This window comes from Bacillus pretiosus, from assembly GCF_052947655.1.
Window position 1 is genome coordinate 1,124,061 of the sequence record NZ_CM129593.1, and the last position, 21,011, is coordinate 1,145,071.

General features: G+C 37.6%; 21 protein-coding genes. 11 read left to right on the forward strand and 10 right to left on the reverse strand.

Annotated features, from left to right (window positions below; translation table 11 throughout):
* Positions 1-178: 178 nt before the first annotated feature.
* The 6 genes from ACU8YW_RS05850 (at position 179) to ACU8YW_RS05875 (ending at position 10,018) form a co-directional block, all read left to right on the forward strand.
* Complete coding sequence (locus ACU8YW_RS05850) at positions 179-760, forward strand: competence protein ComK (protein WP_060489289.1); 582 nt, start codon at positions 179-181, stop codon at positions 758-760.
* 390 nt (positions 761-1,150) lie between these two features.
* Positions 1,151-1,744: a TVP38/TMEM64 family protein gene (locus ACU8YW_RS05855; RefSeq protein WP_000347516.1), complete on the forward strand. Its 594-nt coding sequence runs from the start codon at positions 1,151-1,153 to the stop codon at positions 1,742-1,744.
* 56 nt (positions 1,745-1,800) lie between these two features.
* Positions 1,801-2,364 carry a signal peptidase I gene (lepB, locus tag ACU8YW_RS05860; protein WP_048567025.1) on the forward strand — a complete coding sequence of 188 codons (564 nt, stop codon included), beginning with the start codon at positions 1,801-1,803 and terminating at the stop codon, positions 2,362-2,364.
* A 116-nt stretch (positions 2,365-2,480) separates the two neighbouring features.
* Positions 2,481-5,996, forward strand: a complete 3,516-nt coding sequence (gene addB / locus ACU8YW_RS05865) for a helicase-exonuclease AddAB subunit AddB (RefSeq protein ID WP_426933920.1) — start codon at positions 2,481-2,483, stop codon at positions 5,994-5,996.
* Positions 5,993-9,718 (forward strand): helicase-exonuclease AddAB subunit AddA, encoded by a 3,726-nt coding sequence (gene addA / locus ACU8YW_RS05870; RefSeq protein ID WP_097890477.1) that lies wholly within the window; start codon positions 5,993-5,995, stop codon positions 9,716-9,718. Before addB ends, addA begins: the two co-directional genes overlap by 4 nt.
* Positions 9,719-9,730: 12 nt before the next feature.
* Positions 9,731-10,018: an RNA polymerase alpha subunit C-terminal domain-containing protein gene (locus ACU8YW_RS05875; RefSeq protein ID WP_060489297.1), complete on the forward strand. Its 288-nt coding sequence runs from the start codon at positions 9,731-9,733 to the stop codon at positions 10,016-10,018.
* 81 nt (positions 10,019-10,099) lie between these two features.
* Here the strand turns inward: ACU8YW_RS05875 and gerPF are convergent, their stop codons facing one another.
* From gerPF to ACU8YW_RS05910, 7 genes are all read right to left on the reverse strand, one after another.
* A complete protein-coding gene (gene gerPF / locus ACU8YW_RS05880; protein WP_001141566.1) occupies positions 10,100-10,315 on the reverse strand; it encodes a spore germination protein GerPF in 216 nt (71 codons plus the stop codon).
* A 42-nt stretch (positions 10,316-10,357) separates the two neighbouring features.
* On the reverse strand, positions 10,358-10,744 hold the full coding sequence (locus tag ACU8YW_RS05885; protein WP_000902337.1) for a spore germination protein GerPE: 387 nt from the start codon (positions 10,742-10,744) through the stop codon (positions 10,358-10,360).
* A 15-nt stretch (positions 10,745-10,759) separates the two neighbouring features.
* On the reverse strand, positions 10,760-10,954 hold the full coding sequence (gene gerPD, locus ACU8YW_RS05890; protein ID WP_001052804.1) for a spore germination protein GerPD: 195 nt from the start codon (positions 10,952-10,954) through the stop codon (positions 10,760-10,762).
* Positions 10,955-10,960: 6 nt separating this feature from the next.
* The gene (gene gerPC / locus ACU8YW_RS05895; RefSeq protein WP_001070746.1) at positions 10,961-11,575 is read right to left on the reverse strand and encodes a spore germination protein GerPC; all 615 of its coding nucleotides are present in this window, start codon (positions 11,573-11,575) and stop codon (positions 10,961-10,963) included.
* A gap of 68 nt (positions 11,576-11,643) precedes the next feature.
* Positions 11,644-11,850 carry a spore germination protein GerPB gene (gerPB, locus tag ACU8YW_RS05900; protein WP_001012513.1) on the reverse strand — a complete coding sequence of 69 codons (207 nt, stop codon included), beginning with the start codon at positions 11,848-11,850 and terminating at the stop codon, positions 11,644-11,646.
* Positions 11,851-11,864: 14 nt separating this feature from the next.
* Entirely contained in the window at positions 11,865-12,086 is a 222-nt protein-coding gene (gerPA, locus tag ACU8YW_RS05905; protein WP_001111187.1) for a spore germination protein GerPA, read from the reverse strand.
* Between the two features lie 93 nt (positions 12,087-12,179).
* Positions 12,180-12,359 (reverse strand): aspartyl-phosphate phosphatase Spo0E family protein, encoded by a 180-nt coding sequence (locus ACU8YW_RS05910; protein WP_046958324.1) that lies wholly within the window; start codon positions 12,357-12,359, stop codon positions 12,180-12,182.
* Between the two features lie 246 nt (positions 12,360-12,605).
* On the opposite strand from ACU8YW_RS05910, the gene ACU8YW_RS05915 reads away from it, so the two are divergent.
* Positions 12,606-13,505 (forward strand): fumarylacetoacetate hydrolase family protein, encoded by a 900-nt coding sequence (locus ACU8YW_RS05915; RefSeq protein WP_426933919.1) that lies wholly within the window; start codon positions 12,606-12,608, stop codon positions 13,503-13,505.
* A gap of 35 nt (positions 13,506-13,540) precedes the next feature.
* On the opposite strand, the gene ACU8YW_RS05920 is transcribed toward ACU8YW_RS05915, so the two are convergent.
* Positions 13,541-13,825, reverse strand: coding sequence for a hypothetical protein (locus ACU8YW_RS05920; protein WP_046958323.1), 285 nt, complete (start codon positions 13,823-13,825; stop codon positions 13,541-13,543).
* Positions 13,826-13,929: 104 nt separating this feature from the next.
* A complete protein-coding gene (gene rocD, locus ACU8YW_RS05925) occupies positions 13,930-15,120 on the reverse strand; it encodes an ornithine aminotransferase (protein WP_087984724.1) in 1,191 nt (396 codons plus the stop codon).
* A 150-nt stretch (positions 15,121-15,270) separates the two neighbouring features.
* On the opposite strand from rocD, the gene ACU8YW_RS05930 reads away from it, so the two are divergent.
* Positions 15,271-15,636, forward strand: a complete 366-nt coding sequence (locus ACU8YW_RS05930) for a YisL family protein (protein ID WP_087984725.1) — start codon at positions 15,271-15,273, stop codon at positions 15,634-15,636.
* Positions 15,637-15,695: 59 nt separating this feature from the next.
* Here ACU8YW_RS05930 and ACU8YW_RS05935 read toward each other — a convergent pair whose 3' ends face one another.
* Entirely contained in the window at positions 15,696-16,250 is a 555-nt protein-coding gene (locus tag ACU8YW_RS05935) for a DUF2777 domain-containing protein (RefSeq protein WP_048559584.1), read from the reverse strand.
* Between the two features lie 239 nt (positions 16,251-16,489).
* On the opposite strand from ACU8YW_RS05935, the gene asnB reads away from it, so the two are divergent.
* From asnB to katB, 3 genes are all read left to right on the forward strand, one after another.
* Positions 16,490-18,337 carry an asparagine synthase (glutamine-hydrolyzing) gene (asnB, locus tag ACU8YW_RS05940; RefSeq protein WP_097890473.1) on the forward strand — a complete coding sequence of 616 codons (1,848 nt, stop codon included), beginning with the start codon at positions 16,490-16,492 and terminating at the stop codon, positions 18,335-18,337.
* 188 nt (positions 18,338-18,525) lie between these two features.
* Positions 18,526-19,485, forward strand: a complete 960-nt coding sequence (hemH, locus tag ACU8YW_RS05945) for a ferrochelatase (protein WP_426933918.1) — start codon at positions 18,526-18,528, stop codon at positions 19,483-19,485.
* 58 nt (positions 19,486-19,543) lie between these two features.
* Positions 19,544-21,010, forward strand: a complete 1,467-nt coding sequence (gene katB, locus ACU8YW_RS05950; protein WP_088062447.1) for a catalase KatB — start codon at positions 19,544-19,546, stop codon at positions 21,008-21,010.
* Position 21,011: the final 1 nt, after the last annotated feature.

Genomic DNA, 21,011 nt, shown 5'->3' on the forward strand with positions numbered 1-21,011 from the left:
ACATTTTATATAGGTTTTTATTACGAAAACACTATATTGTTATTTTATAATTTAAAAGATGTTTGATAAATGATAAAGTATTGTAAAAAAGCGGAATCTGTAAGCCATTTCCTTTTCATAGGTGCTAGAATTATATATGCAGCTGCTAATATAAATAGAAAAAAGGAGACAGTAGAATATGGAAAGTAAAGTAGAACGCTATGTCGAAAACTATGTGGTAAATAAAAATACAATGGCCTTACTTCCTGTTATTCTAAGTGAAAAGAAAATCGTTACACGAGTTGTTGAGATGGAAGATTCTTTTTTCGTATTTCAAAAGCCCCTAGATATTATAGAAAGAAGTTGCCGCAAGCATGGCTCTAGTTTCTTAGGCAGAAAAGAAGGAACGAAAGAGTTAACTCATATTACACATAAAGCACCGATTGCGATTAGTCCGACAGATCAACTTTATTTTTTTCCCACTTATTCATACTCTAGAAAAGAGTGTGCTTGGTTGTCTCATTTTTATATTGAAAGTAATAAAGAGTCAAAAGATGGAAATGTTATTGTTAGATTTATAAATGGATTTGCTGTGAAATTAGAAATATCAAAAAGCAGTTTTGAAAATCAACTAAATCGTACAGCGAAATTGCGTACTGAATATGAAGATCGTAGAAAAAAACAAGGGAATCCTTGTTTTAAAGAGATTGATAAAACTCAAGAATCTCGATTAAAACCAGCATACGAGAAAGTATATTTTGTGAAAGAAGAGGAAGTTTAAGAGGATGGGGAAAAATCCCCATCTTTTTTATTTGTCAGTTTTTATCGGTAAGTCGATATATTCGAAAAATCACTGATAAAAATCGAGTTGTGGTTGATATATTTGAAAAATCGCTGATAAAATGCGAGTTACAATCGATATATTCAGAAAATCGTCGATATAATTTCAGTTACTGAGGAATTTGCCACTAAAACAAAAGGATCATTTCCAAAATCGCAAAACGTCTTGTCGAATATTGATAGATTATCATAGCATAATAATGAAGGAATTCTCATGGAAGATATGGAAACTTAATAATTACATCTCCATATGTCGTATCTACCATTTCCTCTTTCATATAAGCAATGATACAGTAGAGGTAGTACTTAGAGTAAAGGGGTAAAGTGTAGAATGGATTTTCAGACAATCAAAGAGTATTTTTCACCAGAAAATATGGATCATATTGTTGAAAGTTATAAAGCGTTCGGACCACTTCTCGGTATTGGTTTACCGATGATAGAAGCGTTAATACCGGCATTGCCACTCATCGTATTTGTACTGGCAAATGCTGTTGCATTTGGATTTTGGCTCGGTTTTCTTTATTCTTGGCTTGGATCAGTAATGGGTGCCTTACTTGTCTTTTTCATTATCCGCCATTTTGGACGAAGTCGTTTCTTTTCTTTTGTAAATAAACATGAGAAAGTAAGGAAGGCAATGGGATGGATTGAAAGGAAAGGATTTGCGCCGATTTTCGTCATATTTTGTTTTCCGTTTACACCGTCTGCGCTTATAAACGTTGTCGCTGGTTTATCTCGCATTAGTGTAAAACAGTTCGGGCTTGCGCTTGCGTTCGGAAAGCTTGTGATGATTTTTATTTTAACGTATATCGGTCATGATTTAATGTCATTTATTCATAATCCGGTGAAATCAGTCATTGTAGCAATTGGTATTTTTATTTTATGGTATGTCGGTAAGAAAATCGAAGTAAAGTTAGAACTACATTAAGAATAGTCTTCTTTGTAAAGGAAAGCTTCATTATTAAAGGATAAGGGGAGAAGCGGATGAAGAAAACTTTGAAAAAAGAAGGCATAGAGTGGATACGAACAATTTTAATTGGTGTATTATTAGCTGTATTTTTTCGAACGTTTTTCTTTTCGACGTACGTTGTAGAGGGGAAGTCAATGATGCCGACATTGCAAGATGGTAATATGCTCGTTGTAAATAAGGTGAGTTATCAAGTGGGGGACTTGAACAGGTTTGATGTTGTTGTGTTTCATGCGAATAAAAAAGAGGACTACGTAAAACGAATTATCGGTTTACCTGGAGATCAAATTGAATATAAGCATGATAAACTGTATATAAACGGACAATTCGTGGATGAACCTTATTTAGAAACGTATAAGAAAGAGATAAATGGACGACAACTAACAGGTGATTTTAAACTAGAAGAGTTAACGAAAGAAAAGTCGGTGCCACCTGGCTATATTTTTGTAGTGGGTGATAACCGCCTCGGGAGCTGGGATAGTAGACACTTTGGATTTGTAAAAGCTGATACAGTTGTCGGTAAAGTTGATTTACGATATTGGCCAATTCAAGAGGTGCAAACGAATTTTTCAAAAGGTTGATATAATAGATAGAAGTATAGAAAAAGGCAAACTACTCTGTTTGTCTTTTTTCGTGTCCTATAATACAATTATAGTAGCAAACTAACGTTCGTTATGTAAGTGAAAGGTGGGGTTACATGTCACTTCGATTTGTGATTGGTAGAGCGGGAAGTGGAAAAAGTACACTTTGTTTACACGAAGTGCAAGAAGAGTTAAAGCAGCGTCCAAGAGGGGAAACAATATTATATCTTGTGCCAGAACAGATGACATTCCAAACGCAGCAGGCGTTAATTGGTAGTGAGGATGTAAGAGGTTCTATTCGGGCACAAGTTTTTAGTTTTTCACGATTAGCGTGGAAGGTACTGCAAGAAGTTGGTGGAGCGAGTCGCCTTCACATTGATGAAGCGGGCGTACATATGTTACTTCGTAAAATTGTAGAGTCTCGTAAAGATGGATTATCGGTGTTCCAAAAAGCAGCGGAGCAAAACGGTTTCTTTGAACATCTTGGTAGTATGATTGCGGAGTTTAAACGTTACAATGTGACGCCATCTAACGTATATGAAATGTGGCAACAATTAGACGCACATAGTAGCAGTGCAGAACAAAAGCTATTAGCGAATAAAGTGTATGATTTACAACTATTATATGATGATTTTGAACGTGCTTTAATCGGAAAATATTTGGATTCAGAAGACTACCTACAATTGCTAGTCGAAAAGCTTCCACATTCTGAATATGTAAATGGGGCTGAAATTTATATAGATGGATTTCATTCATTTTCACCACAAGAACTAGAAATTGTAAGACAGCTTATGATTTGCGGTGCGAGAGTTACGATCACGTTAACGATAGATGAAAAAACGTTAGCGCAGCCAGTAAATGAACTAGATTTATTTTATGAAACGACGTTAACGTATGAAAAAATAAAGCAAGTGGCGCGTGAAGAGAAGATAGAAATTGAAAAAAAGATTCCACTTATGGAACAACCGCGTTTTCATTCGCAAGCATTAGCGCATTTAGAAACGCATTACGAAGCACGTCCAAATGAAAAGTTTCACGGAGAAGCAAGTGTAACGATTAGTACAGCAGCGAATTTACGAGCTGAAGTAGAAGGTGTTGCGCGTGAAATTCGTAGACTTGTGGCGGATGAAGACTATCGTTACCGAGATATTGCAGTCCTTCTTCGTAACGGAGAAAGTTATTACGATGTGATGCGAACGCTATTTACAGATTATAATATCCCGCATTTCATCGATGAAAAACGCCCGATGTCACATCATCCGCTAGTAGAATGCATTCGTTCTGCACTCGAGATTATTAGTGGAAATTGGCGTTATGATGCAGTGTTCCGCTGCGTGAAAACAGAGCTTTTATATCCACTAGACGTAAGAAAAGAAACGATGCGCGAAGAGATGGATGAGTTTGAAAACTACTGTTTAGCCTACGGTGTACAAGGGAAGAGATGGACTTCTGAGGATCCGTGGATGTATCGCCGCTATCGTTCTCTTGACGATACGGACGAGATGATTACAGACAGTGAACGTGAAATGGAAGAGAGAATAAATCGACTGCGCGACGTTGTAAGAACGCCTGTTATTCGTATGCAAAAAAGGCTGAAGCGAGCGGGAACAGTTATGCAAATGTGCGAAGCTGTTTATTTATTTTTAGAAGAGCTAGACGTTCCGAAAAAACTAGAAGCATTACGTATTCGTGCAGAAGAGAGCGGAGATTTTTTATTTGCGACAGATCATGAGCAAGTATGGGAAGAAGTAATGAGTCTTCTTGATACGTTCGTTGAGATGCTTGGCGAAGAGAAAATGTCACTTTCTATGTTCACAGATGTTATGTCGACAGGTCTTGAGGCGCTTCAATTCGCAAACATTCCGCCATCATTAGACCAAGTGTTAATTGCTAATATTGATCGTTCAAGATTATCAAATGTGAAAGCAACATTTGTCATTGGCGTGAATGAAGGAGTTATTCCGGCAGCACCGATGGATGAAGGGATGCTTTCTGATGAGGAAAGAGATGTTCTTAGCGTTGCAGGTATCGAATTAGCACCAACGACGAGACAAACTTTATTAGAAGAACAGTTCGTTATGTACCAAATGGTAACGAGAGCAACTGAGAAATTATATATTTCATGCCCGCTTGCAGATGAGGAAGGGAAGACGTTACTTGCGTCTAGCTTTATTAAGAAAATAAAAAGAATGTTCCCTGATGTGAAAGATACATTTATTACGAATGACGTGAATGATTTATCACGCTCGGAACAAATTTCATACGTAGCAACGCCAGAAGTAACGTTGTCATATGTTATGCAGCAACTTCAAACGTGGAAGCGATATGGATTTGAAGGGAATTTAGATTTTTGGTGGGATGTATATAACTTCTACGTAACTTCAGATGAATGGAAACAAAAAAGTAGCCGCGTATTATCAAGTTTATTCTACCGAAATCGTGCGCAAAAGCTAAGTACAGTTGTAAGTAGAGATTTATATGGAGATAAAATAAAAGGAAGCGTATCTCGTATGGAACTATTTAACCGTTGCGCATATGCTCATTTCGCGCAGCACGGTTTATCGTTAAGAGAGCGTGACATTTTCAAACTGGATGCACCCGATATCGGGGAACTATTCCATGCAGCGCTGAAGAGAATTGCGGACAGGCTATTACGCGAAAACCGTACTTGGGCGGATTTATCAATAAAAGAGTGTGAGCATCTTTCTGCTGTAGTAATAGAAGAGATTGCACCGTTATTACAAAGACAAATTTTATTAAGTTCAAATCGTCATTTCTATTTAAAACAAAAACTACAACAAATCATTTTCCGTACATCAATCATTCTTCGTGAACATGCGAAGTCAAGCGGTTTCGTACCAGTTGATTTAGAAGTGCCATTCGGTATGGGCGGTACAGGATCGCTTCCGCCGATGGAATTCTCATTACCAAATGGTGTAAAGATGGAAGTAGTTGGTCGTATTGACCGTGTTGATAAGGCGGAAGATGAAAATGGGACGTTCCTACGTATTATTGATTATAAATCAAGCTCAAAAGCGTTAGACTTAACGGAAGTGTATTACGGATTAGCACTTCAAATGTTAACGTATTTAGATGTTGTTACTTCGAATGCACATACGTGGATGAAAAAGGGAGGTACTGCATCACCGGCTGGTGTACTGTACTTCCATATCCATAACCCGATCGTTGAGATGAAGGGTGACGCATCTGAAGCAGAAATTGAGAAAGAGATTTTAAAGAAATTTAAAATGAAAGGACTTGTACTAGGAGATGCTGATGTTGTTCGTTTAATGGATAACAAACTTTCGACAGGAAGCTCTGATATTATTTCTGCTGGTTTGAAAAAAGACGGCAGTTTTAGTGCGCGTTCGAGTATTGCAAGTGAACAAGAGTTTAACGTACTTCAAAAATACGTACACCATACGTTTGAAAATATTGGAAAAGACATTACAGAAGGCGTTATTGATATTGCTCCTTATAAGAAGGGGAATAAAGCGGCGTGTACGTTCTGTAACTTCAAATCTGTTTGTCAGTTCGATGAATCACTCGAAGATAACCAGTTCCGTACGCTAAAAGATATGAAAGATAGCGAAGCGATGGAGAAAATTAGAGAGGAGGTTGGCGGAGAATGATTGAAAATTGGCCTAAAAAACCAGAAGGTAGTCAGTGGACGGATGACCAGTGGAAAGCGGTTGTAGCGAACGGACGTGATATATTAGTCGCGGCAGCAGCTGGATCAGGGAAAACAGCAGTATTAGTTGAACGTATTATTAAAAAGATTATAAATGAAGAAAATCCAGTCGATGTCGACCGCCTGCTCGTTGTAACATTTACGAATGCAGCGGCGCAAGAGATGAAAAACAGAATTGGGGAAGCGTTAGAAAAGGTATTAATTGATGAGCCAGGATCGCAGCACGTAAGAAAGCAGCTTAGCTTATTAAATAAAGCTTCTATTTCAACGATCCATTCATTTTGTTTACAAGTAATTAGAGGATACTACTACATGCTTGATGTTGATCCTCGTTTCCGCATTGCGAATCAAACAGAAAACGAATTATTAAAAGAAGAAGTGTTAGATGACATATTAGAAGAAGAGTATGGAATTGAAGATAATAGTATTTTCTTTGAACTCGTTGACCGTTATACGAGTGACCGTAGTGATGATGACTTACAGCGTATGATTTTAGCGCTTCATACAGAATCAAGAGCGCATCCAAATCCGGAAAAATGGCTCGATAAATTAGTAGAAGCATACGACGTGGAAGGAAAGACAATTGAAGATTTAGTGTACGCTTCTTACTTATTAGAAGATGTGAAATTCCAGCTTGAAACAGCAGAGACACATATTCGTAAAGCGACTGAACTCGCGATGCTTCCTGACGGTCCGGCGCCCCGCGTTGAAACCCTGCAAGCAGATGCAGTTTTACTTGGAATGTTGTCATCAGCTGCTTGTGAGTCATGGACAAATGTGTATGAAGCGATGCAAAATGTATCGTGGCAAACGTTAAAGCGTATTAAGAAAAGTGATTACAACGAGGATGTTGTAAAACAAGTAGACTCTCTTCGTAATAAAGCGAAAGATGAAGTGAAGAAATTACAAGAAGAGTTATTTAGCCGCAGACCTGAAAGTTTCTTACGAGATTTTCAAGATATGCATCCTGTATTAGAAAAACTCGTACAGCTTGTAAAAGTATTTACAGAGCGTTTCCAAGCGATGAAGCGTGATAAAGGGATGGTTGATTTCACAGATTTAGAGCATTTCTGTCTACAAATTTTAAGTGAACAAAGTGAAAACGGTGAAATGAAGCCGTCAGCAGTAGCGCTTCAATATCGTAATAAATTTGCTGAAGTACTAGTCGATGAATATCAAGATACGAACTTTGTACAGGAATCCATTATTAAATTCGTAACGAAAGATTCTGAGAGTGAAGGGAACTTGTTCATGGTAGGTGACGTGAAGCAGTCGATCTATCGTTTCCGACTAGCAGAACCAGGCCTGTTCCTAGGAAAGTATAAACGCTTTACGCAAGAAGGATTAGACGGCGGAATGAAAATCGATTTAGCGAAAAACTTCCGTAGCCGTCATGAAGTGTTAGTAGGTACGAACTTTATTTTCAAACAAATTATGGGCGAAGAAGTCGGAGAAATCGACTATGATGCTGACGCTGAATTAAAGTTAGGTGCTAGCTATCCAGAAGGTGAAGATGTAGCAGCTGAACTACTATGTATTCAGCAAACAGAAGAAGAAGTGCTAGACGGTGAAGAAGGTGCGGAAGTAGAAAAAGCGCAACTTGAAGCTCGCCTTATGGCGCAGCGTATTAAAGCGATGGTTGATTCAGGTTATGAAGTGTATGATCGTAAAACGGATAGTATGCGCCCTGTACAATACCGCGACTTCGTTATTTTACTTCGCTCTATGCCATGGGCGCCGCAAATTATGGAAGAATTAAAGCTGCAAGGAATTCCAGTATACGCTGATCTTGCGACTGGTTACTTTGAAGCGACAGAAGTAAATATTATGATGAACGTATTCCGCGTGATCGATAATCCGATGCAAGATATTCCGCTTGCCGCCGTACTTCGTTCACCAATCGTTGGACTAAATGATGAAGAACTTGCAACATTGCGTGCTCACGGAAAGAAAGGTTCGTTTTATGAAGTAATGAGCTCATTCTTAAAAGGGGCACCGCTTGAAGAAGAACAAGAACTACATGATAAATTAGAGTGGTTCTATAACTTACTGCAAGGATGGCGTGAATTCGCGCGTCAACAGTCACTTTCTGATTTAATTTGGAAAGTGTACGGTGAGACAGGTTATTACGACTTTGTTGGCGGTTTACCAGCCGGAAAGCAAAGGCAAGCAAACCTGCGTGTACTTTATGACCGTGCAAGACAATATGAAGCAACATCGTTTAGAGGATTATTCCGCTTCTTACGCTTTATTGAGCGTATTTTAGAACGCGGTGATGATATGGGAACGGCGAGAGCTTTAGGTGAACAAGAAGATGTCGTTCGTATTATGACGATTCATAAAAGTAAAGGACTTGAGTTCCCAGTCGTATTTGTAGCGGGACTAGGTCGTCGTTTTAATACACAAGATTTAATGAAACGTTTCTTACTGCATAAAGACTTTGGTTTCGGTTCACAATTTATCGATCCTCGTAAACGCATTAAATATACGACATTATCGCAACTAGCAATTAAGCGTAAAATGAAAATGGAATTAATCGCGGAAGAAATGCGCGTGTTATACGTAGCGTTAACGCGTGCGAAAGAGAAGTTAATTTTAATTGGAACGGTTAAGGATGCAAATAAAGAAATGGAAAAATGGCTTGATGCAAGGGAGCATAGTGAATGGTTATTACCAGACCATATACGTGCCGGAGCGTCTTGTTATTTAGACTGGATTGCACCTTCATTATATAGACATCGTGATAGTGAAATGCTTCTTGAATTAGGACAAGGAAGCATTCCGGGTGAAATCTATGGATATGACACGAGCTGGAAAGTAGAAGTTGTTGACGGCAAAACGTTACTTGCACCGGAACCGGTTCAAGAAGAGAAACAAGAATTGTTAGAAGCACTTCGTGAGAAAAAAGCTGTTCCCCTGCAAAGTGAACGGAAAGAAGAAGTGTACGACAGATTAATGTGGAAGTACGGATATGAGGAAGCGACATCTCATCGTGCGAAACAGTCTGTTACAGAAATAAAGAGAAATTATCAATCTGAAGAAGGTAGCGATAATGCCTTTATTAAAAAACTACGTGCACCAATTAAAACACGCCCTCGTTTTATGGAGAAAAAAGGATTAACGTACGCTGAAAGAGGTACGGCAGTTCACGCTGTCATGCAGCATGTTGATTTGAAGAAGCCGATTACAGAAGAAGTGATTCGAGAGCAAATTAGTGGCATGGTTAATAAAGAATTATTAACATTCGAGCAAGCAGAGGAAATAGCGATTGAAAAAGTCATTTCATTCTTTGACAGTGACTTAGGTAAAAGGGTATTAGCGGCGAAAAGCGTTGAGCGTGAAGTGCCATTTACGATGATGCTTGCAGCAGAAGAAGCATATCAAGATTGGCAAGGGAAGAGCGGGGAATCAATTCTTGTCCAAGGGGTTATTGACTGCATGATTGAAGAGGAAGATGGTATCACGCTAATCGACTTTAAAACGGATACGATTGAAGGGAAGTTCCCAGGCGGATTCGATCAAGCGAAACCAATTTTAGAAGATCGATATAAAGTGCAGCTTTCTTTATATGCAAAGGCACTTGAAAAAAGCTTGCAACATCCTGTGAAAGAGAAATGCTTATACTTCTTTGATGGCAACCATGTTGTAAAAATTGAAGAATAGAGAGGCTTGAAAATGACAACGGAAAAAACGTTAAGAACATGTGAAAAAGGACATGAATATTATAAAAGTAGCGATTGTCCAACTTGCCCAACCTGTGAGAAAGAAAAGAAACCAAAAACAGGATTTCTTTCACTTCTTTCATCACCAGCACGAAATGCGCTGCAACACCATGGAATTCACACGATAGAAGAACTCTCAAAGTATAGTGAAAAAGAAATTTTAAAACTACATGGTATGGGACCTGCGTCTATGCCGAAGCTTAGAAATGCTTTGGAGGAGAAGGGGTTATCATTTAAATAAAATGAAACAGTAAACAGTGGAGTTTTTGATAATATTGAATGAGGTAAAAGAAAAAAGTAGGAGATATTCTCCTACTTTTTTTTACGCTGTTCCAATTTGATCTTGATCAGCCACATCAGAATCAAACGTATTTGTTGCACTAACACCGTTAAACGTATTCACGACAAATCCAACATTGGAAGCTCCGGAACCATTATAAGCTTTCGTATTTTCTTTCGGAGACACGTTATAAAAATCCCCTAAATTAAAAGAACCATTACTGTTTTGAACGACGAGATTTCCAACAACAGAAGGCATACCATCCACCTACTTTACTAAGCTTTTTAATTACTATATGAATTATTGTGCGGAAGGTTCATCCGTAATATATTGGCGGATTTGCATAATACGAGAGTTATTAAAAACATAATCAACATTTCCAATTTGAAAGCAACCAGAATTTAAAAGTGTTCGCAATTCAACATTGTTTACTTCAATAAAAGGGCATTCATTTACAATGTTTAATTTTACATCTGTCGTTCGTTTTGGGATTGTGATGTGTTCATCTGTAAAGATTTCAAATGCGTCTAAGCGGCCTTCGTCTTTTATATAACAAGGAATTTCCCTATGGACGGCAAGAGCTCTACTTTTTAATTCCATTTGATTGGCATCTCCAACTTGAAATACGGCACTAATCCCTAAAGAAATAATAGAAACATTTTGGACAACAGACACATGATGTAACATAGTTTCTCAGTCTCCTTAACCTGGAGTAGGAGGGACATCTGTGACTAATGGTACAAATGGACCCTCTGTAACAGTTTCAAATGGTGTATCAAGAATAGAAGATAGTATGAGGAAATTTGCATCCCCAATTAAAAAGAGTGCGGACGACGATACACCGTTCATTTTAATTTGGCCGACTTTTAATTCGCGATTTACAACGTTAAGATTCATACATACTTACTCCTTTCGGAAATTGCCCGGTATGTGTTGAATAAAAGAGAGGAAAGCTTTGTCGATATCATGTTTCATTGCTTGAATAATGATATCTCGTAAATAATCTGGATCTGTTGAAATCCCTTCATAGGATTGCGTTTGTGATAAATAATAAGGAAGTCTATGCTCCATCTGTTTTTTTATGTCATCAACCATCATTTGTCGATACATTTCATCGAGCGGCGTTCTCTCTTCTTGTTCAAAATGGAGAATTCGATTATATGCTTCTTCATCTAAGTAACGATGCATTTCTTGAAGGATGCCTTGGTAAAAATCTGGGTTTGTATCTGTTTCAGGATTTACTTTTAATGTTTCTGTATCCACTTGGAAATCTTCAATTTGCTGTCCTTTTGCTGAAAACGGATTTAAACCGATATTTAAAGTACCATTTAAATTTTCTACTTTTAATTGATCGAATTTGTATTCCACTTTTCCTACAGAAGAGGAGGGGCGATTTTTTAATTCGTTAAGCTCTTCTTGGAGTTGGCGAACTTGATCTTCTAGGTTAAGGATGGTTGCTTGTTGTGCTTGAAGAGCTTGTTGAAGTTGGTGTAAGTAAGTATATATATCTTGATTCATTTTGTGAAACCTCCTTTTCAGTAGGGAGGGTAAAAATATTCCTGCTATATATTTATGACAAGGATGTCTTAAGAAGAACTAGTTGATGGTTTGATAGAAATAATTTGTCCTTTCGCCTGCAATGGGCGAAGGGGCTCTGTAAATCCACCGCTATTTGAGAATTTAGATAGAGCTTTAATACTTCCTGCAGTACCAATTTGGAATACAGAAGAGGTTGTAATGCTATCAATTCTAATGCTATTAATGATGATGCTTTGGTTTACATAAAAATTCAATGCAATCGCCTCCTCTAAGTTGAACCAATTATCGCTTGATCAATTACATCTGAATCATTGACAGTCGTTGCGCTTTGATAATTGTAGACAGAAACGTTATCTCCAACATTAAAAGAGCCGGCCCCAGCAAAAGCGCGTGAATAACTAATAGGCCTAATCGCAAATACATCTCCAATATGAAAAATACCACTTGATCCAATATTGACGATACGAATATGTCCGACCATAGCTGGCATACAAAACACCTTTCGTTTTTTAAATTTTCTTTTCTACTATTGTATGGGCGTTTTCAATAAAATGTGTTTTTTTTTATAAAAGAAACACACACGTTATTGCGTGTGTGTATTGAGTGTTTGATTAGGGTAAAAATCCGTATGTACATGCCAAATTACATTTAAGAGCCTGTCCAGTTCTTGGCTACAATCCACTGTTTTTTGAGAAGTCATTCCGTAGCGTTCAGCAAAATAAATCATTTTTTCACGTTTTTTTTCAATCGCTTGCTCAAACATTGAAATCGGCTCCATCTCTAAATGAAATTTTTAGTATATATGTAGTACATATTATACAAAAAACCAATAAAAAAGAAACACCTTCGCTAAAAAAAGTAAAATTTCTACATTTTATGCCAAATATAAAGGAGTAACGAATAGAATATGAGAAGAATATTGTAAAAATTAGCGTGCATGAGAAGGTTTTTTTCTGACGGATGCGAATACAATTAAAGGTCATGAGTTTTAGGATGGAGAGTGGAAATATTGCGTTTGGTAACGGCGAAAAAAGATGAAAAGGTATTTGTAGGTATTGTGGATGAAGAGGAAGAGAAGGTATTGCATGTAAGAGAAGCGCAAAGACAAAAAGGGGAAAAGGTTACGATTCCGATTACAATGTTAGAGTGTATTGAAAGAGGAACCGAATGCTTTGAAAAAATATGTGATATTGTAAATTGGGCGAAGGAAAATGAAGGGGCGGCGTATTATCCGTTAACTGAGGTGAAAATATTAGCACCAATTCCAAGGCCAAGGAAGAATATTCTTTGCGTTGGAAAGAACTATCGTGAGCATGCGATAGAAATGGGCGTAGTAGAGTCAATTCCGGAAAATATAATGATCTTTACGAAAGCGCCAACGACAGTTATTGGAATGAATGAAAAAATTAATAGTCATCCCCACGCAACGAATGAACTAGACTATGAAGGAGAACTAGCTATCATCATTGGTAAGCGAGGGAAACAAATAAAAAAAGAAAAAGCGCTTGAGCATGTTTTTGGTTATACCATTATAAATGATATAACTGCTCGCGACATTCAAAGGAAGCATAAACAATTTTTTCTTGGAAAAAGTTTCGATACATTTTGTCCGATGGGACCGTATCTAATTCATAAATCAATGGTTGAAACGCCAAATGCGTTACACATTGAAACAATAGTAAATGGGGAAGTAAGACAAACTTCAAATACAAATAAAATGATTTTTTCAATAGAAGAAATCATTTCAACGATAAGTAAAGGAATGACGTTAGAGCCAGGCGATATTATCGCAACAGGAACGCCGGCTGGTGTCGGAAAAGGTTTCACACCACCGAAGTTTTTGCATGCGGGTGATGAAGTGGTCATTACAGTAGAAGGAATTGGTACTTTGCGAAATGTAGTGAAATGAAGAAAAGGGCTATCTTATTAATAGATAGCTCTTTTTTATGGCCATGGGTTATTGAAAAAATCTAAAATAGCAAAAATATATAATCCGATGAGTATTAACGTACAAATCCCGATTAGCATAACGGCAAGAGAACTTCTTTCGCGGCCAAAACCGATAGCTGTAAGGAAAACAGCAGCCCAAAATGAGATTTTAAGTAGCATGAATGTATGAGGTGTTGAGTAGTACCTGAGTAACGTTATAGATAATAGGAATCCGATGAATGTAATGGAAATGAGAATAGTAGCTAAATAGTTAATATGTTTGCCGTATTTCAAAAGCATACAATTACCCCCTGTAAAATAAACTGAATATTCAATCTAACTTTACGGTAAACTACTAAAAAAATAAAGAGGTTGTCCCAACATGTAGGATAACCTCTTTATTATTATGATAATACCGCTTTAATTTTTTGGAACGCCCACTCTAAATCTTCTTCAGAGATTACTAGCGGTGGTGCGATACGAATTACATTTTCGTGTGTTTCTTTACATAATAGACCAGCTGCTTTTAATTGTTCGCAGTAAGGACGAGCTGGCTCGTTTAATTCGATACCGATGAATAAGCCTTTACCACGAATGTCAGTAATCATTGGGTTATCAATTTCTTTTAATTGCCCAACTAATTTTTCGCCTAATTGAAGAGAACGCTCTGTTAATTTTTCTTCTTCTAACACTTCAAGAGCCGCGATAGAAACAGCACATGCAAGTGGGTTACCACCGAATGTAGAACCGTGAGAACCTGGCTCGAATACGCCTAAAATGTCGCGGTTTGCTGCTACGCAAGAGATTGGGAATACGCCGCCGCCAAGTGCTTTACCAAGTATGTACATGTCAGGAGTTACACCGTCCCAGTCACAAGCAAATACTTTACCAGTACGGCCTAAGCCAGTTTGGATTTCATCTGCTACGAATAAAACGTTTTCTTTTTTACATACTTCAAGAGCTTCTTTTAAGAAACCAGCTGGTGGGATGTTAATTCCTGCCTCACCTTGGATAGGCTCTAAAATGAATGCAGCTGTGTTTGGTGTAATAGCAGCTTTTAACGCTTCTAAATCACCGTAAGGAATTACGATAATGCCAGGAAGCATTGGACCGAATCCACGCTTGTACTCTTCGTTCGAAGACATAGAAACAGCACCCATTGTACGGCCGTGGAAGTTATCTTCACAAACGATAATTTCAGCACGGTTTGCTTCTACTTTCTTCACATCATAAGCCCAGCGGCGAGCTGTTTTAATTGCAGTTTCAACAGCTTCTGCACCTGTATTCATTGGAAGTACCATTTCTTTATTAGTTAGTTTCGCAACTTTTTCGTACCAAGGACCTAATTGATCGCTATGGAAAGCACGAGAAGTTAACGTAACACGATTAGCTTGGTCAATTAAAGCGTTAATAATTTTTGGGTGACGATGACCTTGGTTTACTGCAGAATATGCACTTAATAAGTCCATATAGCGATTTCCTTCAGGATCTTCTACCCAAACGCCTTCTGCTTTAGAGATAACGATCGGAAGTGGGTGATAGTTATTTGCTCCGTATGTGTCTGTAAGTTCGATAATATCCTTAGTTTGAATCATGATTGTTCCCCCTTTTGTTATTACAAGAAGTTTGTAAATACTCTAAATATTATATCATTTAAATGTAAAAAAGCGAAACATTTCCTGAAAATAAATGAACATGTTATCATATAGAGTGAAAAAGTGTGAAAAGAGGAGGTAGGGGATACGATGGTACATATGCATATTACAGCATGGGCGTTAGGTTTAATTTTATTCTTCGTTGCGTATTCACTTTATTCAGCAGGAAGAAAAGGTAAAGGTGTACATATGGGGCTTCGTCTTATGTACATTATCATTATTGTGACAGGTTTCATGTTGTACATGGGTATTATGAAGACTGCAACAAGTAACGTGCACATGTGGTATGGTTTAAAAATGGTAGCTGGTATTTTAGTTATCGCTGGAATGGAAATGGTTCTTGTGAAAATGAGCAAGAACAAGGCAACAGGGGCATTTTGGGGATTATTTGTTATCGCGCTTGTAGCGGTATTTTACCTTGGACTGAAATTACCGATTGGCTGGCAAGTATTCTAATAAAAAATAAAACCACCTAATAATCTCAAAGACTTGGGAGATAAGGTGGTTTTTTTACTTTATGTTGCATCGATATGCAACTCTTCTCCGTTTACTTTCGTAAAACGAAACATGTTTTTATTTGACGTAGCGTGACGAACAAAATGGTGCTGCAATGTACAAATCATCTCTTCGTTATCAAACAAAAGAATATTTACTCCTTCGCATGCTTCCTCTTTCGGTAAGAAAGATAAATAATTATGACAATACATGCAATCATATAAAGAGTAATGAAGGGATTGCAATGATTCGGTTAATAATGTAAAGACAGAGTCAGGTAATTCCTCGAGCCATTCCGTATAGCTAAGAAGTAATTTTTTTCGAATTCGTATCATTTCTCCGTTTTGTAAATGGTGCTGTTCGTTGGCGATTTGTAATACATCTTGTTCATAGAAACGAGCTGGTAGCCAGTTGTTGTTATATAAAATCTCAAAGCCATCTTCGGCAATATCTTCTAATAAAAATGCTTCATCATTTTCATCATCAAAGAATACCCATTCATTGTTTATATATTCTACATTACCGACTGTATGAGCGCGAGGCTGGTTATATAAAATATGGTTACGTTGTATCATACACGATTTCTCCTTTATAAAAAGTAGTTATTTCTGTTATAGACAGTTCGTGCATTCTTTATAACTAGACACATCTAGACATAGGTGGGCATACAATAAAACACGTTTTACTGAGTGAAAAAGCTATTCCGTATGTGGATAGTAGATTATCGTCAAGTTTGTCATTTTTTTGATCCGCACCTCTAAGGTGTGGATTACTGCTTGTTTAGGAAAAGAAATAAGATGGAAGGATGATTCGTATGTGCGGGATTACAGGATGGGTGGATTATAAACGCTCATTAGAAGGAGAACGGGACGTCGTTACGAAGATGGCTGAGACGTTAGCAAAGCGTGGCCCGGATGATAATAAAGTTTGGATTAAAGGCAATGTCGCATTTGGGCATAAACGGTTAATCGTTGTTGATCCTGAGGGTGGTAAACAACCGATGACTTGTTTAAAAGATGAAACGAATTATGCAATTTGCTATAACGGTGAATTGTATAATACAGAAGATATTCGAAAGGAATTATTAAGAAGAGGATATACGTTCAAAGGTCATTCTGATACGGAGGTGCTATTAGCGTCGTATATTGAATGGAAAGAAGAATGTGTCGATCATTTAAACGGTATATATGCGTTTGCTGTATGGGATGAACAGAAAGAACAAGTATTTATTGCGCGAGATCGACTAGGTGTAAAACCGCTATTTTATAAATATGATAGTGGGCGATTACTATTTGGTTCAGAGTTAAAAGCGATATTAGCGCATCCAGATGTGAAAGCGGAAGTAACGTTAGAAGGGTTATCCGAAATATTCGGTCTTGGACCATCTAGAACACCTGGTCATGGCATTTATGCTGGTATAAAAGAATTACGTCCAGGGCATGCGATGACATTTTCAAAGAACGGTTTATGTATATGGAGATATTGGAATGTGGAAAGCAAAAAACATGAAGACTCCTTTGAAGAAACAGTAGAGAAAACACGCTTTTTATTACAAGATGCGATTACAAGGCAGCTCGTTTCTGATGTACCACTATGTACTTTTCTATCAGGTGGTGTAGATTCGAGCGCCATTACAGCGATTGCTGCGAAAGAATACGCAAGGTCAGGAAAAGGGCAATTACACACATACTCTGTTGATTATGAAGATAATGAAAAATACTTTAAAGCGAATGCGTTTCAGCCGAATTCAGATGCGCCATTTATTCATTTGATGACTGAGACGTTTCAAACAATCCATCATCGCTGCGTCATTTCAAATGAACAATTAGCACAGTATTTAACAGAAGCGGTACTCGTTCGTGATTTGCCTGGTATGGCAGATATCGATTCGTCATTATTATGGTTTTGCCGTGAAATTAAACAAGATTTTGTCGTCGGTTTATCTGGGGAATGTGCAGACGAAATATTTGGTGGTTATCCGTGGTTTTATAGAGAAGATGATTTGCAATCGAGTGCATTTCCGTGGATGCGCTCTACAGAAGCACGTGAACAACTGCTAAAGAAAGAATGGAGAAATAAATTAAACTTACAACAATATGTACAGCAGCGTTATGAAGAATCCATTCAAGAAGTTCCTGTTTTAGAGGGAGAAAGCCCAATTGAAGCAAAGAGACGACAATTATTTTACTTGAACATGGTATGGTTTATGACAACATTATTAGACAGAAAAGACCGTATGAGTATGGGGGCAAGCTTAGAAGTACGTGTTCCATTTGCGGATCACCGACTTGTCGAATATGCGTGGAATATTCCTTGGGAAATGAAAATGTATAAAAACCGCGAAAAAGGTCTATTGCGTAAGGCGTTAGAAGGATTACTTCCAAATGATATCTTATATAGAAAGAAGAGCCCGTATCCGAAAACCCATAATCCGCATTATACAAAAGCGGTAACAGTATGGCTACAAGATTTATTAACAGATAAAGGCTCAATTTTGCATGAACTATTTGATAAAGAACAGCTGAGTGGATTAATTGAGTCAGGTGGCAGTGCATTTCAATCCCCTTGGTTCGGTCAATTAATGACTGGTCCGCAGCTTTTAGCTCATTTAGCGCAAATTCATGTTTGGTTTAAAGAGTATGGGATAAATATTAAAGAATAGAAGAAAAGCGACTTGCATAAAAGTAAGTCGCTTTTCTATTAAATAAATTGTCATATAAAATTCAAAATCATATTAGAAATAATACTTATTTAGAATAATTATTTTGACGTACTTATTATTAGTTGTTATAATTGGAAACAAATGTTCTTGAAAAAGATTCTCATTTATAAAATTGAGGTGTTATATAGATGACAAAGAAAAAAATAGGTTTACTCGTAATGGCGTATGGAACGCCAGAATCATTAGATGATGTAGAAGCGTACTATACACATATTCGCCACGGGCATAAACCTTCAGAAGAAGCACTCCAAGACTTAATCAGACGCTATAAAGCGATTGGCGGAATTTCACCACTTGCAAAAATTACGAAAGAGCAAGCGCATAAATTAACAGATTCAATGAATAAAATATTTAAAGAGTATGAATTTACTTGTTACTTAGGATTAAAACATATAGCTCCATTTATAGAGGATGCAGTAGAAGAGATGAAGAAAGATGGAATTGAGCAGGCGATTAGTATCGTATTAGCACCGCATTATTCTACATTTAGCATTAAAGCATATAATGACCGTGCTATTCGTCTTTCGGAAGAAATTGGTGGTCCTGTTATTGAACCGATTGAACAATGGTGCGATGAACCGAAATTTATTTCGTATTGGACAGAGCAACTAAAAGAAACATTTACAAAGATTGAAGATAAAGAGAAAGCTGTCGTGATTTTTTCAGCACATAGTTTACCAGAGAAAATTATTGCAGCAGGAGACCCTTATGTGGAGCAATTGCAACATACAGCGGATTTAATTGCGGAGGCTGCCGATATTCCAAACTATACAACGGGTTGGCAAAGTGCTGGAAATACGCCTGACCCATGGATTGGTCCGGATGTGCAAGATTTAACGAGAGATTTATTTGAAAAGCATGGCTATGAATCTTTCGTATACTGTCCGGTTGGGTTTGTGGCAGAGCATTTAGAAGTTTTATATGACAATGATTACGAATGTAAAGTTGTAACTGATGAATTAAACGTGGCATATTTTAGACCGAATATGCCAAATTCACAATCTGTATTTATTGATTGCTTAGCTGAAATTGTTTCCAAAAAAATGAAGGAAATAGTTGACAAGAATCTAGTTTTAAATAATAATTAGTTTATAATAATTTTAAATAAACAATGATTACTAAAAGAGAAAGAGGAGGATCCCCTAGATGAATCCAAATAATCGCTTAACAACAAACCAAGGTGCTCCGGTTGGAGATAACCAAAATTCTCGTACAGCTGGTCGCCGTGGACCGGTATTATTAGAAGACTATCATTTAGTAGAAAAACTAGCTCACTTTGATCGTGAACGTATTCCAGAGCGTGTTGTGCATGCACGTGGTGCAGGTGCTCATGGTGTATTCGTAACGAAAAACAGCATGAAGCAATATACGAAGGCAGCATTTTTACAAAATGAAGGAACTGAAACGCCTGTATTTGTTCGTTTCTCAACGGTTATTCATGGTCAAGGTTCTCCGGAAACAGCTCGTGACCCACGTGGGTTCGCTGTTAAATTTTATACAGAAGAAGGAAATTACGATATCGTAGGTAACCATTTACCGGTCTTCTTCATTCGTGATGCAATTAAATTTCCTGATATGGTGCATTCTTTAAAACCAGCACCTGATACAAACATTCAAACGCCAGATCGTTACTGGGATTTCATGACGTTAAGCCCGGAATCTACACATATGATGACGTGGGTATTTTCTGATTACGGTACACCAGCAAGCTATCGTGAAATGGAAGGTTTCGGTGTTCACTCATTTAAATGGATTAATGCAGAAGGTAAAATCGTCTACATTAAATATCACTGGAAACCACAGCAAAGTGTACGTAACTTAAGTGCAAAAGAGGTGCAAGAAGTACAAGGAAAAGACTTCAACCATGCAACTCGTGACTTGTTCGATGCAATCGAAAAAGGAAATTATCCGAAGTGGGATTTACACGTACAAGTGATGCAACTAGATGAAACGGATTCTTTAGATTTCGATCCATTAGATCCGACGAAAGTATGGCCAGAAGATCGCTTCCCATTAATTGAAGTGGGGACGATGACGTTAAATCGTAATCCGAAAAATTTCTTTGCGGAAGTAGAGCAAGTGGCGTTCTCTCCAAGTGCAACTGTAAATGGTATTGAACCATCTGAAGATAAATTATTACAAGGTCGTTTATTCTCTTATCCAGATACACAGCGTTACCGTCTTGGTGCAAACTACTTACAAATTCCTGTAAACTGCCCATACGCAGCTGTTCACAACCAACAACGTGATGGTGCGATGCAAATCAATCAAAACCCATCTACAATTAACTACGAACCGAGCCGTCATGCTGAAAATCCAGTTGAAGACCCAACTTACCGCGATTCAACTATGAAAGTAGAAGGCTACGTATCTCGTGAAAAAATTGACAAACCAAATGATTTCAAACAAGCAGGTGAGCGTTACCGTTCATTCTCTAAAGAAGAGCAAGACAACTTAATTGCAAACTTAACAAATGACTTAAAAGACGTAAATGAGCGCACGAAATTACTAGCTGTTTGTAACTTCTTCCGTGCAGATCAAGAGTACGGTATGCGTTTAGCACAAGCGCTAAATGTTGATATTACGCAATATGTGGGGAATTCTCCGAAATAAG